Source organism: Luteolibacter sp. AS25 (assembly GCF_046736275.1).
Taxonomy (GTDB): Bacteria; Verrucomicrobiota; Verrucomicrobiia; order Verrucomicrobiales; family Akkermansiaceae; genus Luteolibacter.
Window position 1 is genome coordinate 177,801 of sequence record NZ_CP151837.1, and the last position, 13,774, is coordinate 191,574.

The 13,774-nt window shown below is 54.5% G+C and carries 14 protein-coding genes; 7 read left to right on the forward strand and 7 right to left on the reverse strand.

Annotation, left to right across the window (positions count from 1 at the left end):
- Positions 1 to 91: 91 nt before the first annotated feature.
- Positions 92 to 1,858, forward strand: coding sequence for an arylsulfatase (locus tag AAGA79_RS00805; RefSeq protein ID WP_411826880.1), 1,767 nt, complete (start codon positions 92 to 94; stop codon positions 1,856 to 1,858).
- Positions 1,859 to 1,903: 45 nt separating this feature from the next.
- Here AAGA79_RS00805 and AAGA79_RS00810 read toward each other — a convergent pair whose 3' ends face one another.
- A complete protein-coding gene (locus AAGA79_RS00810; RefSeq protein ID WP_411826881.1) occupies positions 1,904 to 3,328 on the reverse strand; it encodes a protein adenylyltransferase SelO in 1,425 nt (474 codons plus the stop codon).
- An 83-nt stretch (positions 3,329 to 3,411) separates the two neighbouring features.
- On the opposite strand from AAGA79_RS00810, the gene miaA reads away from it, so the two are divergent.
- The gene (gene miaA / locus AAGA79_RS00815; protein ID WP_411826882.1) at positions 3,412 to 4,269 is read left to right on the forward strand and encodes a tRNA (adenosine(37)-N6)-dimethylallyltransferase MiaA; all 858 of its coding nucleotides are present in this window, start codon (positions 3,412 to 3,414) and stop codon (positions 4,267 to 4,269) included.
- A 53-nt stretch (positions 4,270 to 4,322) separates the two neighbouring features.
- Entirely contained in the window at positions 4,323 to 4,910 is a 588-nt protein-coding gene (locus AAGA79_RS00820; protein WP_411826883.1) for a DsrE family protein, read from the forward strand.
- A gap of 13 nt (positions 4,911 to 4,923) precedes the next feature.
- Here the strand turns inward: AAGA79_RS00820 and AAGA79_RS00825 are convergent, their stop codons facing one another.
- The 3 genes from AAGA79_RS00825 to AAGA79_RS00835 all read right to left on the reverse strand — a co-directional run bounded on the left by AAGA79_RS00825 (position 4,924) and on the right by AAGA79_RS00835 (position 7,981).
- The gene (locus AAGA79_RS00825) at positions 4,924 to 6,594 is read right to left on the reverse strand and encodes a PQQ-dependent sugar dehydrogenase (protein WP_411826884.1); all 1,671 of its coding nucleotides are present in this window, start codon (positions 6,592 to 6,594) and stop codon (positions 4,924 to 4,926) included.
- A 93-nt stretch (positions 6,595 to 6,687) separates the two neighbouring features.
- Positions 6,688 to 7,581 (reverse strand): M56 family metallopeptidase, encoded by an 894-nt coding sequence (locus tag AAGA79_RS00830; protein ID WP_411826885.1) that lies wholly within the window; start codon positions 7,579 to 7,581, stop codon positions 6,688 to 6,690.
- Between the two features lie 16 nt (positions 7,582 to 7,597).
- A complete protein-coding gene (locus AAGA79_RS00835; protein WP_411826886.1) occupies positions 7,598 to 7,981 on the reverse strand; it encodes a BlaI/MecI/CopY family transcriptional regulator in 384 nt (127 codons plus the stop codon).
- 103 nt (positions 7,982 to 8,084) lie between these two features.
- On the opposite strand from AAGA79_RS00835, the gene AAGA79_RS00840 reads away from it, so the two are divergent.
- Genes AAGA79_RS00840 through AAGA79_RS00855 form a run of 4 tightly spaced genes read left to right on the forward strand, consistent with a single transcriptional unit; the run spans position 8,085 to position 11,133 of the window.
- The gene (locus AAGA79_RS00840; protein ID WP_411826887.1) at positions 8,085 to 8,840 is read left to right on the forward strand and encodes a hypothetical protein; all 756 of its coding nucleotides are present in this window, start codon (positions 8,085 to 8,087) and stop codon (positions 8,838 to 8,840) included.
- Positions 8,841 to 8,885: 45 nt separating this feature from the next.
- Positions 8,886 to 9,653 carry a cytochrome c biogenesis protein CcsA gene (ccsA, locus tag AAGA79_RS00845; protein WP_411826888.1) on the forward strand — a complete coding sequence of 256 codons (768 nt, stop codon included), beginning with the start codon at positions 8,886 to 8,888 and terminating at the stop codon, positions 9,651 to 9,653.
- Entirely contained in the window at positions 9,653 to 10,642 is a 990-nt protein-coding gene (gene hemA / locus AAGA79_RS00850) for a glutamyl-tRNA reductase (RefSeq protein ID WP_411826889.1), read from the forward strand. The genes ccsA and hemA overlap by 1 nt, the downstream gene beginning before the upstream one ends.
- 56 nt (positions 10,643 to 10,698) lie before the next feature.
- Positions 10,699 to 11,133, forward strand: coding sequence for a hypothetical protein (locus AAGA79_RS00855; RefSeq protein ID WP_411826890.1), 435 nt, complete (start codon positions 10,699 to 10,701; stop codon positions 11,131 to 11,133).
- 45 nt (positions 11,134 to 11,178) lie between these two features.
- On the opposite strand, the gene proS is transcribed toward AAGA79_RS00855, so the two are convergent.
- From proS to AAGA79_RS00870, 3 genes are all read right to left on the reverse strand, one after another.
- Positions 11,179 to 12,717 carry a proline--tRNA ligase gene (proS, locus tag AAGA79_RS00860; protein ID WP_411826891.1) on the reverse strand — a complete coding sequence of 513 codons (1,539 nt, stop codon included), beginning with the start codon at positions 12,715 to 12,717 and terminating at the stop codon, positions 11,179 to 11,181.
- A gap of 64 nt (positions 12,718 to 12,781) precedes the next feature.
- Positions 12,782 to 13,216 (reverse strand): hypothetical protein, encoded by a 435-nt coding sequence (locus tag AAGA79_RS00865; RefSeq protein WP_411826892.1) that lies wholly within the window; start codon positions 13,214 to 13,216, stop codon positions 12,782 to 12,784.
- 89 nt (positions 13,217 to 13,305) lie between these two features.
- Entirely contained in the window at positions 13,306 to 13,704 is a 399-nt protein-coding gene (locus tag AAGA79_RS00870) for a type II secretion system protein (RefSeq protein WP_411826893.1), read from the reverse strand.
- Positions 13,705 to 13,774: the final 70 nt, after the last annotated feature.

Here is a 13,774-nt window from a genome sequence, read left to right on the forward strand (position 1 = left end):
CTCTCGTATGTCGGTGAATCATCTGTAAAACGAAGAAGTCCGCTTTTTAGGAGCGTTCCATGGTAGTTGCCAGGTGATTACCTTTAATTTTATGAAATTCCCAAACACCCTTCTCGCTGCTTTCGGCCTTGTTTATTCCGCTGCCTGCTTATTTGGGGCGGAAAGACCAAATGTCATTCTCGTTCTCACCGATGATCAAGGATACGGGGATCTCGGCTGTCATGGGAATCCTGTGCTAAAAACGCCGGAATTGGACAAGCTTCACAGTGAGTCCGTGAGGTTTGATGATTTCCACGTCAGCCCATTTTGCACCCCTACCAGGGCCTCGCTGATGACGGGACACCACGCCGGGCGCACGGGTGGTTTCCGGACCACCGGGGGCCGCTCCTCGATGCAGGTGGATGAGTATACAGTTGCAAATCTCTTTGCCGATAATGGCTATGCCACCGGTATGGCGGGGAAATGGCACCTGGGGGACAATGCTCCGCATCGTCCGCAGGACCGTGGTTTCCAGGATGTGGTATGGCACCGATGCGGAGGAATCGGCCAGGGTTCCGACTATTGGGGGAACGATTATTTCGACGATACCTACGAGCGGGTAACTCCGGGCAGCAAGGTCGGGAAATTCGAGGATTTCAAGGGTTACTGCACTGATGTTTTTTTTGCCGAAGGGCTCCGTTTTATTGAGGAAAACAAGGAGAAGCCATTCTTTCTCTACCTTCCGCTGAACGCGCCGCACGGCCCATATCATGTGCCGCCTGAATGGGCTGCGCCGTATAAGAAAGACCCGAAGTGGGCGCAGTTCGCTAATTTCTACGGAATGATCGCAAACATCGACCATAACATGGGAATTCTACGCGAGCGGCTCGAGGAAATGGGTCTTGCAGAAAATACGATTCTGATTTTCATGACCGATAACGGCACTGCCGCCGGAGCGAAATTCAGGGGCTTGGCATCCGAAGCTATCGCGGGATACAACGCCGGAATGCGCGGGAAGAAATCCTCCGTATATGAGGGCGGCACTCATGTCCCGTTTTTCATCTACTGGCCGGAAGGAAATCTAAAAGGCGGAAGGGATATTAATACACTGGCCGCTCATATTGATGTATTGCCCACCCTTGCGGAGCTCTGTGGAATTTCGGCGCCTGAGGGATATCAATCCGATGGGGAATCGCTGGTTCCGCTACTGGCTGGAAATTTAGAAAATTGGAAGCGTGATCATCTGGTTGTCCAGTATCATGGAGGCTCTTACGGGCGCACGCCGCTGGATACTCCATTTGCTGATAGTACCGTGCTCACGGAGCGCTGGCGCCTGGTGAATTCCAAGAAACAGGAACTCTACGATATCGAAGCTGACCCGGCTCAGCGAAATGATATTTCGGAGGAATATCCGGAGGTCGTCGAGCAATTGCGCGGCTATTATCTGGAGTTCTGGAAATCCGTTTCACCAAGGTTGAAAGAGCCGGCGAGGATCGATCTCGGAAACCCTACGGACAATCCCACCGAGCTTTGCTCACAGGACTGGTTCATGAACGATGAGGGATACCCTCCATACTCCTACGCCAAAATTGCAAAACTGCCACGGGTCACCGCTCCATGGCGGGTGAATGTGAAGCAGGCTGGCAGATATCGCATCACTCTCCGACAATGGCCGATTGCAGCGGATAAGCCTGTGGTGGCAGAGCGTGCCAAGGTCGAGATAGCCGGTAAAATGGTGGAATCAGAAGTAGAGCAGGGGACTAGAGGCGTGGTTTTCGAACTGGATCTTCCCGCAGGGCCTGCGGAATTGAAAACATATCTCTACGACAAAGCAGGCAGGGCCGGTGGTGCTTATTTCACGGAAGTGGAAGCGCTATAGAATGGATGGCGACTGTGGAAATATCTTGAGTGAAAAACTGCGTAATCAAGTGCCGCAGAAGGTATTCTGCACACGCTCTTCCGGCAGTGGTGCGGCTTCCAGGTCCGCATACTCTGCTTTTTCCGTGAAGGGATCGCTCATCCCCTCCACCATTCGGTGAAATGGCGCGAAGTCATCCCGGTAGGCGGCTTGGATCACCTTTTCGATCTGGTGATTCCGGGGAATGCGGATCGGATTTACCGCCTTCATTTTCACCAGGGAATCCGCCGGTCTTTCGATTGATTGCCATTCGTTTAGCCAAGTTTTACCTGATTCGGGGTTCTTGAAGAGGGCAATGAGCTCCACGTGATTCTCTGCTGCCAAGTGCCTGAAAAATAGGGAGAAATCCACCTCCTCGCGTGCCATCGTGCCCAAGGTGGATTTCAGGAATGTTCCGCTTTTTGCGAGATCCTTTTCCGTGGAGAGGCCCAGTTTTTCCCGAAAGGCATTGAGGTATGGCTCTTGGAAATGACCGATGAATTGGCCTAGTGCTCCCTCGGCCAGTTCCTTCGCTCTTTCGGCATTCGGATCGAGAATCGGAAGTAGGGTTTCTGCCAGACGGGTCATGTTCCAATGGCAGATCGTCGGCTGATTTCCCCATGCATAGCGTGCCTGCCTATCGATATAGCTGAAGACGCAATCCGGGTGAAAATCGTCCATGAAGGCACATGGGCCGTAGTCGATGGTTTCTCCTGAAATGGAGCAGTTATCCGTGTTCATCACTCCATGGATGAATCCCAGCGGGAGCCACCTGGCCATCAGCATTGCCTGTGCTTCGATGATACATTCCAGAAATGCCAGTACTGGATTCTCCGCCGTGGCTGCCTGCGGGTAGTGGCGTGCGATGCAGTGGTTTACCAACTCCAGCACCGCCTCGGTATCCTGCTGCGCTGCGAAGAACTGGAATGTCCCGACCCTGATATGACTCGCTGCAACCCGCGTGAAAACTCCGCCGGGGGTTGGCTCCTCACGCATCACCGCTTCCCGCGTGGCTACAGCGGCCAATGCCCGGGTGGTCGGCACGCCCAGCGCGTGCATTGCTTCGCTAACTATGTATTCCCGCAACACCGGTCCCAAAGCGGATTTTCCATCGCCTCCGCGGGAAAAAGCCGTGCGGCCGGAGCCTTTCAGCTGAATATCACGCCGTTTTCCGTGATCATTGACCACCTCACCCAGCAGGATTGCGCGTCCGTCTCCTAGTTGGGGGTTGAATCCGCCGAACTGATGTCCCGCATATGCCTGAGAGATAGGCTGTGCTCCTTCCGGTAGATGATTTCCCGAAAACATTCCGAGGTCCTCCGGGATTCCCAACTGTTTACCCAGTTCATCATTGTAGCGTATCAGCTGCGCGTCAGGCACTTTTGCCGGCATCTGGCTGGAAAAAAAACGTTCCGGAAGCCGGGCGTAAGAGTTGTCGAAGGCGATTCCCATAGGGGGAAGGTGCGGCCGCTGGGGTGCGGGTCAATTTGATAAATTGACCGATCCGGTTCCTTGGCATTTCTATTGGCATAGTCATGCCTTCCTTTCCTGCTCCCATCTACGTCTGCGGGGCCACTGCGTCCGGTAAAACGGCCCATGCCCTCCGTCTGGCGGAAGAGCACGATGGAGAAATCGTAAATGCCGATGCCTTCCAGCTTTTCCGGAGAATCGAGATCATTAGTGCGGCGCCGTCCGAGCAGGAAAAATCGCTTTTCCCCCATCATCTTTTCGGAGTTCTGGAGCCAGGAGAGCACTGCGATGCCGGCCGCTACTGCGAAATGGTGGCTCCTGTAATTTCCGAACTACAGGCACGCGGGAAAACGCCGATTATTGTGGGTGGTTCCGGATTATACCTGAAATTCCTCACCCACGGTCCCTCGCCGCTGCCGAAGGGGGACGAGGTTTTGCGCACTAAGCTCGACGCAAGGACGACGGAAGATCTACTAGAGGAACTGGAAACTCTGGACCCGGTGGAGGCCGCTCAGGTGAATCGTGGCAACAAACGCTATGTTTCCCGCTCGTTGGAAATCTGTCTGCTGACCGGCGGAAAAGTTTCCGAGTTGCGCGATGGCTGGGAGCTGAAAACACGGGAACTGGATCAGAATTTGACCGGTTACTGGCTGGTCCGCGAGCGTGAAGAGCTCCACAGGCGCATCGCCCTGCGCACGCATCAGATGCTGGATGAAGGAGCAATCGAAGAGGTGGAGAAGCTGGATGGAATCGGCGGGAACTGGGAGAAGGCCATAGGGGTGAAGGAAATCCGGCGATATCTGGGAGGTGAAATTTCCCGTGACGAATGTGAGGAACTAATTGTTTTTGCCACCCGGCAATATGCGAAACGGCAGGAGACCTGGTTCCGGCGTGAAAGATGGCTGCAGAGGATGGAGCTGTAGTTTTAAAGAAATTACAGGAATAAACGGTGGAGCTTGCCGCTCTTATAACAGTGATGATGCGACCGATCAGATTTCCAGTTCGATTTCTTAAAGCTACCAAGCAGCTCTCGCTTGTATTCGCGCTCAGTGCGATGGGGGTTATTACCGCCCAAGCGGCGGGTGAAGCCATGGGCCGGGCGCGTGCCGGTGCCGTGACAGATTCAGCGGGTCACGTCCGCATCCCGATACAGGTGAAAAAGGATCTGAAGATCGTCTACCAAGTCAGCGACGACAAACTCAAAGGTGAGAGCGGGCGTGCACTGGTCTACGCGAAGAAGCTTTTGGATACCTACAACGCGAACGATGTTCCCGACGAAGAAATCGATCTACATCTGGTCTTCCATGGCGATGCGATCAAAGCGCTTGTCAATGATTCCACGCGGAAGCGTCTCAAGGCGGAAGGCGCTGCCGGAAATCCCAACAAATCCTTGATTAAGGAACTCAATAAGCGCGGTGTGAGCATCGAGCTGTGCGAGAGCACAATGGAGCAAAAAGAGGTGAAGTCCACCGATCTGGTCGATGGAGTGGCTACCGTTCGCGGCGCGTTCCCGCGAATCATCAATCTGCAGCACCTCGGTTACGCTTACATCAAGTTCGAGTAACCCGCGGCCCGGTTCACTCCTTGTGGCCGCCCGTATCGAGGGAAAGGATTGCGTCCACCATTTGGCTGACCTGTTCCTCGTTGTATTGCGGATGCGGTGGCATCGGAATGTCTCCCCAGACGCCCGATCCCCCGTTGCGGATCTTATCGATGAGCGTTTTTTCTGCTCCAGCGGTGTCCTTGTAGCGGTCCGCTACGTCAACATAGCGCGGGCCGATGGATTTATTTTGTGTCTGGTGGCAGGAAAGGCAGGTGGCCTCCGCAAGTAGTGCTGCGCCGGGGTGTTTCATGTTAAGGCCTTCCAGGCGCGGGTCAGGGCCATCGTCATCGCCTCCAGCGAGTTCTGTAGCGGAGTAGGTGATCTTCTTAAGCTTCCCGTTTTTCGAATCATACCAGCCGGATCCGTATTCGAGCACATACATTGCTCCATCCGGGCCTAGTTCAACATCGGAGGGATGGATGAATTTTTTTCCGGAGAGAAAGTCCTCTTTCCAGATCATTTTACCTTTTTCATCCAGCTTGGTCAGCTGCATGTGGCCGTTGTTCCAATCGTAGGTGATGAGGCAGGAATCGAGCGCTTCCGGAAGTTTGTCTCCGCTCTCGGGGTAGTCGCTGTGGTAATAAACCGGGCCGGCGCAGTAACAGGAGCGATTCTCAAACCATAGCGGTGTGGTGGCGGGAGGTAATTTTTCAAGGCCGGTATTCAGGCGCGATTGATTGAGCGGGGCTTTCGGATTGAATTTTTCGCCCAGCTCGTTGGTTTCGAAATTGAAGCCCGCGTAGGCCTTGTTATCGGCTACGAAGTAGGGCCAGCCGTAGTTGCCTGCGGTGGCGGCCTGGTTGATTTCGCAATAGCCCTTCGGGCCGCGCGGCCCTGTTTTTCGGGCGTCCGGCCCCACATCTCCCCAGTAGAGGGTATCGTTGCGCTTGTCCGTGCCGATGCGCCATGGATTACGGCAACCCATGACGAAGATTTCAGGGCGGGTATCGTCTGTTCCCGCAGGGAAAAGGTTTCCCTCTGGAATTTTATAACCGCCATCATCGGTAGGTGTGATCCTGAGGATTTTACCGCGCAGATCGTTGGTGTTTCCGGAGCTGCGCTGGGAGTTCGCCTGTTCCCGGCCATCCCTTTCGTCAAGTGGCGGGTAGCCGTCGGAATCGAAGGGGTTTGTATTGTCCCCGGTGGAGAGGAAAAGGTTTCCCGAGCCATCAAAGGCAAGTGAGCCGCCTTCGTGGCAGACCTTTTTCTCACGGGTCTGGGAGATCTCCAGCATGACTTTTTCATCGCTGATCTCGCCTTGCTTGAAGGTGAAGCGGGAGAGTCTGTGGATCTCCTCCTTCTTCGGGGAGTAGTAGACGTAGATCCACCCGTTTTTCATGAAATTTGGATGGGCTGTAATTCCGAGGAGCCCGGTTTCCCTGGATTTGTCGCCGGTTTTTACGGAAACTTCGAATTGCTTCACAAGTTTAACCTCCCCGGATTTCGGTGAATACCATTTCAGTGCTCCGGTGCGCTCCGTGATGAAAATATCGCCGGAAGCGACGATCGCCATTTCCATCGCATCAGTGAAACCCTTCGAGAGTATTTCGATCTTGAAATGATTCTTATCAGGTAGATCCGCAGCCAGGGCGGAGCCTAGCGCGAGGGTGGCAGCTAGGGGAACTAGAGTGAAATAGGGTTTCATAAAAGCAGTGTTAATAATCAGCGCAACTCGCAGACCTTCAAGTTTTAAAAACGGACGTTTCCAGAAGGTTTGACGGCGATCTGCCGGGGTCTGCTACTCTCCCGGAAAGGGATTGGCGGTCAGCCTGAGTTGTATTTCGGCCGCATCCGGGGTGATCCCTTTTGGTTTCTCGCTTCCGATTGCGGAGAGGGCGAGTGCGGAGAGCAGGCCGGTGATGGCTGCCACGGCCACGGCCAAGGATTTCCGGCGGTTACCGCTCTCCGAGATGCGTCTCACGCGGAGTTCCAGCGAGGATTTATCCGCCATGGCGAAGGCGAATGTCGGGGCTGCCTTTTTCTGTGCCACATCGCAGAGGGTGTGTGCGTAGGCGCGCGGATTCGCTCCGCTACGGATCACGGACTCATCACAGGCGTATTCACACTGGATGATGTAGCGTTTGGACATCCAGTGGACCAGAGGATGATACCAGTGGACCGCGCAAACCAGCTCCACGCAGAGACGCCAGAATGGGTCGTTTCTACGATGGTGGGCGATTTCGTGGGCGATGACCATTTCCCTGCGGTTCTCTTCCCAGAGGTGCCAGTCATGTGGGACGAAAATAAGTTTGTGGAAAATCCCGGCGGCCACGGGACTCTCCAGCCCATCGAGTAAACGGATGGAAATCCCATTTTTACGATCGGTTTCGTGGGATAGTTTTCTCCAGCGGGAAAGGCACTTCACTGCAAAGACGAGGCGTGCCAGCTGGAAGACGAATCCGGCCAGCCAAATGCCGAAAAGAATACCCAACCACGGAAAGTCCCCGCCTGGGGTGGACGCTTCTGTAGCTGGAAGCAGGGAGAATTTAGGCATTGCCACCGATAACAATGGGAAGGCCGCCAAGAGGAGGATGAGGCAAACGGTGAGCTTGGGATCACGTGCCGCATCTTTCCGGCCCACGGCATAGACAAGCAGGCTGGCAAAGAGCGAAAATACTACAAATGCGATCATCAGCAGGGAATTTTGATCAGGAATCGGTGCGCTCGTCGATGAGTTTTCGGATGCCGGTGATTTCGTCTTCGCTGAGCTTCTGATCCTTTGGATCAAGTAGGGCGGCCACTAGTTTTTCCGGGCTACCGTCGAAAAAAGTAGCCATGAGCTGCTTCAGGGCGGAGCGTTTCGCTCGCTTTTCCGGGACGGTGGCTTCGTAGACGTATTTCCGGGAGGATTTCGAGTGTGTCGCCAGACCTTTTTGTTCGAGAGTTGCCAGGAGAGCGCGCACGGCGGAGTAGCTGGGTGGATCCGGAAGCTCTTCCATTACTTGCTCGGAGGTACATTTTCCTTTGCGGAAAAGGATGTCCATTACCTGTCGCTCTCTACGTGAGAGCTGGCCTTCTTCGAATCGTTTCACACTACGCAGTTTGGCGGATGCTGGGAAAACTGCAACTTAAATGCTGGTAAAGGTGCATTTGATGGTTGACCGGGAGGTTCTTAAGTGCTGTTTTTCTAGCATTATGAAACCTAGAACTTCATTTGCATTGGGAGCCATGCTCGTCGCCGCGTTTTTCAGTTCATGCTCGCAGCAGCCGTCCTCGATGGCTCCTGCGCAGGCTGATTCGGTATCTCCCTCGCCAGCAAAGGAACGATCTGGTCTGGCAACAGGCTGGGGGGATGAGAAAAGAGCGAAAACCCGGCAGGTAGGCTTTACCCGTAGCTCCTCGAAGCCGGCGGGAACAGATGTGGTCTATTACAATGATCCGGCGGGGATTGATGGTATGTCGAGTCGCCCGAGGAAGGTTTCCGGGGCGCAGACTGCAGCTGGAAATATGGTGGAGTGGGGCATCAAGGGCGGTTTCGGATTTCTCCCGACCTACAAGGAAAATGGCTACGGCCGGCGCCTGGTAGCAGGGAAAAAAGGATCGGACTATTCGATTTACATCAAAAACAGGACAAAGAGCCGTCTGGAGATCGTGGCAAGTGTGGATGGGCTGGATGTTCAGGACGGTAAGACCGCCAATTTTGCCAAACGTGGATATATTATCGAGCCGGGCGATTTCCTTGAGATCGAGGGATTCCGGACGAGTCAAAATAGCATCGCGAAATTCGAATTTTCCAATGTCTCGAATTCCTATGCGAATCTGAAATACGGGGATACGCGGAATGTGGGAGTCATCGGGATTGCGGTGTTTACGGAAAAAGGTAGCAATCCGTGGGTTTCCCCTGAGGGGCAGAAAAGGGGCGATGCCCAGGCATTTGCGACAGCTCCGTAGTCGGTAGAGCTTGCATGATTCGCCGGTAGCGGCGATGGAGAGGGGGTGGACCGCTGGTTTCTCATCGCTGCTACTATCCTCGCCGCCATTGCAGGTGTGCGGGGTCTTCTCGTGCTGAGGCATGATGAGCGGAGCCGGTGGACGGTTTACTGGATGGGTGGGGTTATGCTCTGCCAGATCGGCTATCTCTTGCTGCGCGGGGAAATGCGTGGGGCGTGCCCGTTGCGGAGTATTGCGGAAATCTCTGTATTTCTCGCTTGGTCTCTTACGTTGTTTTATCTGCTGATCGGGCCTGTTTACCGGATCTCGTTACTGGGTGTTTTCTCCGCTCCACTGGTCTTTATTTTCCAGGGTTTCGCGCTATTGCCCAACCAACTGGTATCCGACCCGATCAAAGTGCAGAACACCACCGCATGGGGGGAAACGCATTCCGCTATGTCCGTGCTGGCCTATGGTGCTCTCGCTCTTGCCGCAGTAGCAGGGGTAATGTTTCTGGTGCTGGATCACTTGCTGAAAAAGCACGATCTTACCGGAGGGCTGTTCAATTTTTTACCACCTGTGAGGGAGCTGCTAGTGTCCTTGGAGCGCCTGCTTTGGCTCGGGATGTTTCTTCTCAGTATCGGGATCATCGCGGGGCTGCTGATGCCCCACGAGGATGACGCGTGGGGTCACGTATATGCCGCTTTGGGCGTATGGCTGTGCTACGCGGTGATGATGGTTGTTAAGCGCGTCCGCGGAATCACCGGACGGAAGTTTGCGCTGGGGACGGTGATTCTTTTCGTCCTTTCACTTGGGGTTTTCGCCTTCGTCTGATGGAACTGGTCTGCCTGGGAGTGAATCATAAGACCGCGCCTGTAGAAGTGCGTGAGCGTTTTGCCGTGGGTAATACCAAACTCGGTATGGCCTCAGCGGATTTGTTGAAACTGGTCGGCGCAACCGAAGGTGTCGTCGTCTCCACCTGCAACCGGACTGAGTTTTACCTGGCTGCGGAGAGCGCGCCGGAGATGTTCCGCAGGCTTGAGGAAAGTCTGGCGGAGAAGGTTCATGGCCATGAGGAGCCATTCTACCGCCATGATAAACGCGATGCCGCACGGCACTTGTGCAAGGTGGTGAGCGGGCTGGATTCCATGTTACTGGGAGAGACGGAAATCTTCGGCCAGGTGAAGCAGGCATACCAGCAGGCACATGCGGCGGGCACCACTGGTCCGATGCTGAACAAGCTCTTCCAGAAGGTATTCAGCGTCGGTAAAAAAGTCCGCACAATGACGCGTATCCAGGAGGGTAGCACCTCGATCGGGAACGTGGCAGTGGAGCTGGCTGAGAAAATTTTCGGACACCTGAAGAATAGCGAGGTGATGGTCCTGGGGGCAGGAGAAATGAGCCGCCTTACCGCACAAGCTTTGGTTTCGCGCGGAGCGAAGTCGATCATTGTGGCGAACCGCACGCACGACAAAGCCATCGAGCTGGCGAATGAGATGAAGGGTAGGGCTGTCCGTTTCGATGACTGGCTGGGAGTTCTAGAAAATGTGGATGTGGTAATTTCATCCACTGGTGCACCCCACACGATCATCCACAAGGAAGAGATCGAATCTGTCCGCCGTGCCCGGAAGTTCCGTCCTTTGTTCCTGATTGATATCGCTGTTCCCCGCGATATCGATGCGGCTGTGGGCGAGATCGAGGAGGTTTATCTTTATGATATCGATGCGCTGCAGCAAATCGCGGAAGAGGCGAAGGCTAGGCGCCAGCGTCAGATCATAGAGTGTGAGAATATCATCGAGAACGAGTTGGTGAAGCTGATCTAAGCCAGCGGTCCCGTTTTCCCTTTGTGAAGAGGGCATTTTCTGAATGAATCCAAGGCATGATTCATAGATTGATGCTGGTGATGTTTTTCGTGTGCGGACCTTTGTATGCAGGTAGTGGTTCGGCAATTATCGAAGGGAAAACATCTTCCGGGCGCACTTCCGTGAAGATCAGCGTGCAGGATATCGTGGGGACCTTTGAACACGTCGAACTCACGATTGATGGAAAGTCCTACAAGATCACAAATAACGGGGCAAAGGAGACAGTGATCCAGGATAAGGAGAACAAGGTCTACTTTCTCACGTTGGAAAGCGAGGACCGCATCTTCCGCATGTGGATGGTGCCAGGTAGTGAAAAGGTGGTTTCACAATCCGATGGAAGCTACAAAAGCACCTTTGCCGCTGTGATCGAGGCCTCCGATCCAAGGAAAGAAGGAAAATGGGATTTCGCGCCGCGGATCACCATTGGCTGCACCTTGGACTACAGTATTTAAGTCTACAAATGCGCCGGGATAAGTGAATATCCGGCGCAGCCGAAATCAGTAGCTGCGGCCCCAGATGGCTATGCCGTTGCTGGCTTTTCCGCTGAGGAAGCATTTGTCGCCGACTTTTTCCAGAAGCTCAGGCGGGAGGCCGGATTTCTCGATTGGAAGGCAGCGGATGGCGATTTTATGATGCTTGGAAAGTGTTTCTTCCTCCATTGATGTGCCGGCCCATGGGGTAAGCAGCCAGCCGGGATTTTTCCCTTCCCAATGAGCGTCGAATTCATCCGCGTCATTGCATGCGATGATGTTCTCGTTGCGGAACTCGGTGGCGCGGGTGAGGAGATTCTCGTGAATTTCCTGAAGCGTTTCCGATACGTTCTGCAGGAAATCTTCCTTATCCATGAAGCATTTCTCGTTCGCAGGTTGATCGCGGCGCTGCATGCAGACCTTGCGGGATTCAATATCGCGGGGCCCTATCTCGATACGGATCGGGGCTCCTTTTTTAACCCAGTCCCACTTTTTGCCGCCTTTTACATCGCGGGTATCGACGTGGGCGCGGATAGGATCGCCGTGATAGGTTCTGGTGGAGCGGAGAGTTTTCGCGAGTGCATCGCATGCTTCAAGCACGGCATTTTTGGTGTCATCCTTCGGGGTGATCGGGATAATCACGACCTGCTGGGTGGCGACTCTAGGTGGCAGGACCAGACCATCATCATCAGAGTGGGCCATGATGAGGGTGCCGATGAGGCGGGTGGAAACGCCCCATGAGGTGGTATGGGCGAATTCGACATCACCTTCACGCCCGGTGAAGGAAATGTTCTGCGCTTTCGAAAAATTCTGGCCGAGGTAGTGGGAGGTGCCCGCTTGGATGGCTTTGCAATCCTGGACCATGGCCTCGACGGTGAGCGTCATATCGGCGCCGGGGAATCGCTCGTTTTCCGATTTTTCACCGGGAACGCTAGGAATCGCAAGGTGATCGCGGAGAAATTCCTCGTAGAGGCCGTGGATCATGCGGGTTTCCTCGATGGCCTCTTCCTTGGTTTCGTGCGCGGTGTGGCCTTCCTGCCAGAGGAATTCCGCAGTGCGGAGGAAAAGGCGTGGGCGCATTTCCCAGCGCATGACGTTTGCCCATTGGTTGATGAGCAGAGGGAGATCGCGGTAGGACTGGACCCAGCGTGAGAAGGCTGCGCCGATGATGGTCTCAGAAGTAGGGCGGATGACATATGGCTCGGCGAGTTCACCGGTTGGGATCATCTTGGTTTTGCCGGTTTCCGGGTCCTTCTGGACCTCCAGGCGGTGATGTGTGACGACCGCGCATTCGGTGGCGAAACCTTCCGCGTGTTCGGCTTCCTTTTCCAGATAAGACAGTGGAATCAGAAGGGGGAAATAGGCGTTCTGGTGGCCGGTTTCCTTGAAACGGCGGTCCAGCTGCTGCTGGATGAGCTCCCAGATGCCGTAGCCCCAAGGCTTGATGACCATGCAGCCGCGTGTTTCGGAGTTTTCCGCAAGATCAGCTGCCTTGATGACTTGCTGATACCATTCTGGAAAATCCTGCTCTCTGGTCGGGGTGATGGCGGTCTGCTGCTTGGACATATTCTTCCGCAGACTGTGACCACAGCGGCGTTTTCATTGCAAGCAGCATGGTATGCGGAATTGCCTACCGCACTTCTTCGCGCTTTATCACGGCGCTGGCGTAGACAGGTGCGTAGACCAGAATGCAGAAGACGGAAGTGGCGAAAAGGACGAGTTTGGTGTGAGGAAACTCCGCTGGCATGAGGAACAATCCGAGGAGGCCGACGCTTTCCGCAAGAGCCAGCCCGATGATCATGAGTGGGAGGAGTTTGACGAGTTCGGAGGCCTTGGGGATGAGGATGAAGCGGATCGCAAAGGAGGCGATTGCCGGGACGATGGCAAGAATTAGAGGTAGGGAAGGTGCGTCTCCGGAATCCGAACCTGTGGGAATGCCGCCGCCGATGGCGAACTGGATGATGAAAATCCCACAAAGGATAGCGAACCACATGATCCAGAAAACGAAGATCTGGGGCTGCTGCGACTGTTCTTCCATGGAGCGTTTCATGAAATAGAAATTCATCGCTTCATCATCGTGTGGCAAGCCGCGAAACGTAAAACCTGGTTGCCAGCGCACCCTCTACCGACACCATCCTGACGGAATTGTGCTTACTACCAGTCTCCGAAAAGGGCTGGCTCGTGCTCTTGGGTAGCGGCCAATGAACACCACATGGCTAGCTCGCCTTGGGCGGGGATGTATGCTATATAATTGTAATTTCCGCCGGCGGGGCAGGTGGGGACGGAAAGATAGCTATCGGGTCCGAGGATATCGGTGAACATGTTGATGGTGGTCCCTTGGCTGAGTCCATTTACGTTCTGGTGGGAGCGGAGGCAAAGCTGGGCCTGCCGGATATTCATTACACAGGTGGCGCGGTCGGATCCCCTCTTCCAGCCTCTAGCACCTACGAAAAGGATGCTGATTAGGGAAAGTAGCACGAAAATTACAACGGTGAGCTCCAGCAACGTCATGCCGTTATGCCTGGTGCTTTTCTGTTTGGTAATAATGTGCATGGGGAGAGTTGGATACGCATAGTATGGGTTTAAGTGGGATTCGCAATAACGTCATGACGTCATGCTTGTG

Excerpts from the sequence above, each read along its gene's own strand:
- AAGA79_RS00865 (WP_411826892.1), bottom strand. The coding sequence starts at position 13,216 with ATGAATTTCTATTTCATGAAACGCTCCATGGAAGAACAGTCGCAGCAG.
- proS (WP_411826891.1), bottom strand. The coding sequence starts at position 12,717 with ATGTCCAAGCAGCAGACCGCCATCACCCCGACCAGAGAGCAGGATTTT.
- AAGA79_RS00870 (WP_411826893.1), bottom strand. The coding sequence starts at position 13,704 with ATGCACATTATTACCAAACAGAAAAGCACCAGGCATAACGGCATGACG.
- AAGA79_RS00805 (WP_411826880.1), top strand. The coding sequence starts at position 92 with ATGAAATTCCCAAACACCCTTCTCGCTGCTTTCGGCCTTGTTTATTCC.
- AAGA79_RS00825 (WP_411826884.1), bottom strand. The coding sequence starts at position 6,594 with ATGAAACCCTATTTCACTCTAGTTCCCCTAGCTGCCACCCTCGCGCTA.
- AAGA79_RS00830 (WP_411826885.1), bottom strand. The coding sequence starts at position 7,581 with ATGATCGCATTTGTAGTATTTTCGCTCTTTGCCAGCCTGCTTGTCTAT.
- AAGA79_RS00820 (WP_411826883.1), top strand. The coding sequence starts at position 4,323 with ATGATGCGACCGATCAGATTTCCAGTTCGATTTCTTAAAGCTACCAAG.
- AAGA79_RS00840 (WP_411826887.1), top strand. The coding sequence starts at position 8,085 with ATGAAACCTAGAACTTCATTTGCATTGGGAGCCATGCTCGTCGCCGCG.
- AAGA79_RS00810 (WP_411826881.1), bottom strand. The coding sequence starts at position 3,328 with ATGGGAATCGCCTTCGACAACTCTTACGCCCGGCTTCCGGAACGTTTT.
- hemA (WP_411826889.1), top strand. The coding sequence starts at position 9,653 with ATGGAACTGGTCTGCCTGGGAGTGAATCATAAGACCGCGCCTGTAGAA.
- miaA (WP_411826882.1), top strand. The coding sequence starts at position 3,412 with ATGCCTTCCTTTCCTGCTCCCATCTACGTCTGCGGGGCCACTGCGTCC.
- AAGA79_RS00855 (WP_411826890.1), top strand. The coding sequence starts at position 10,699 with ATGATTCATAGATTGATGCTGGTGATGTTTTTCGTGTGCGGACCTTTG.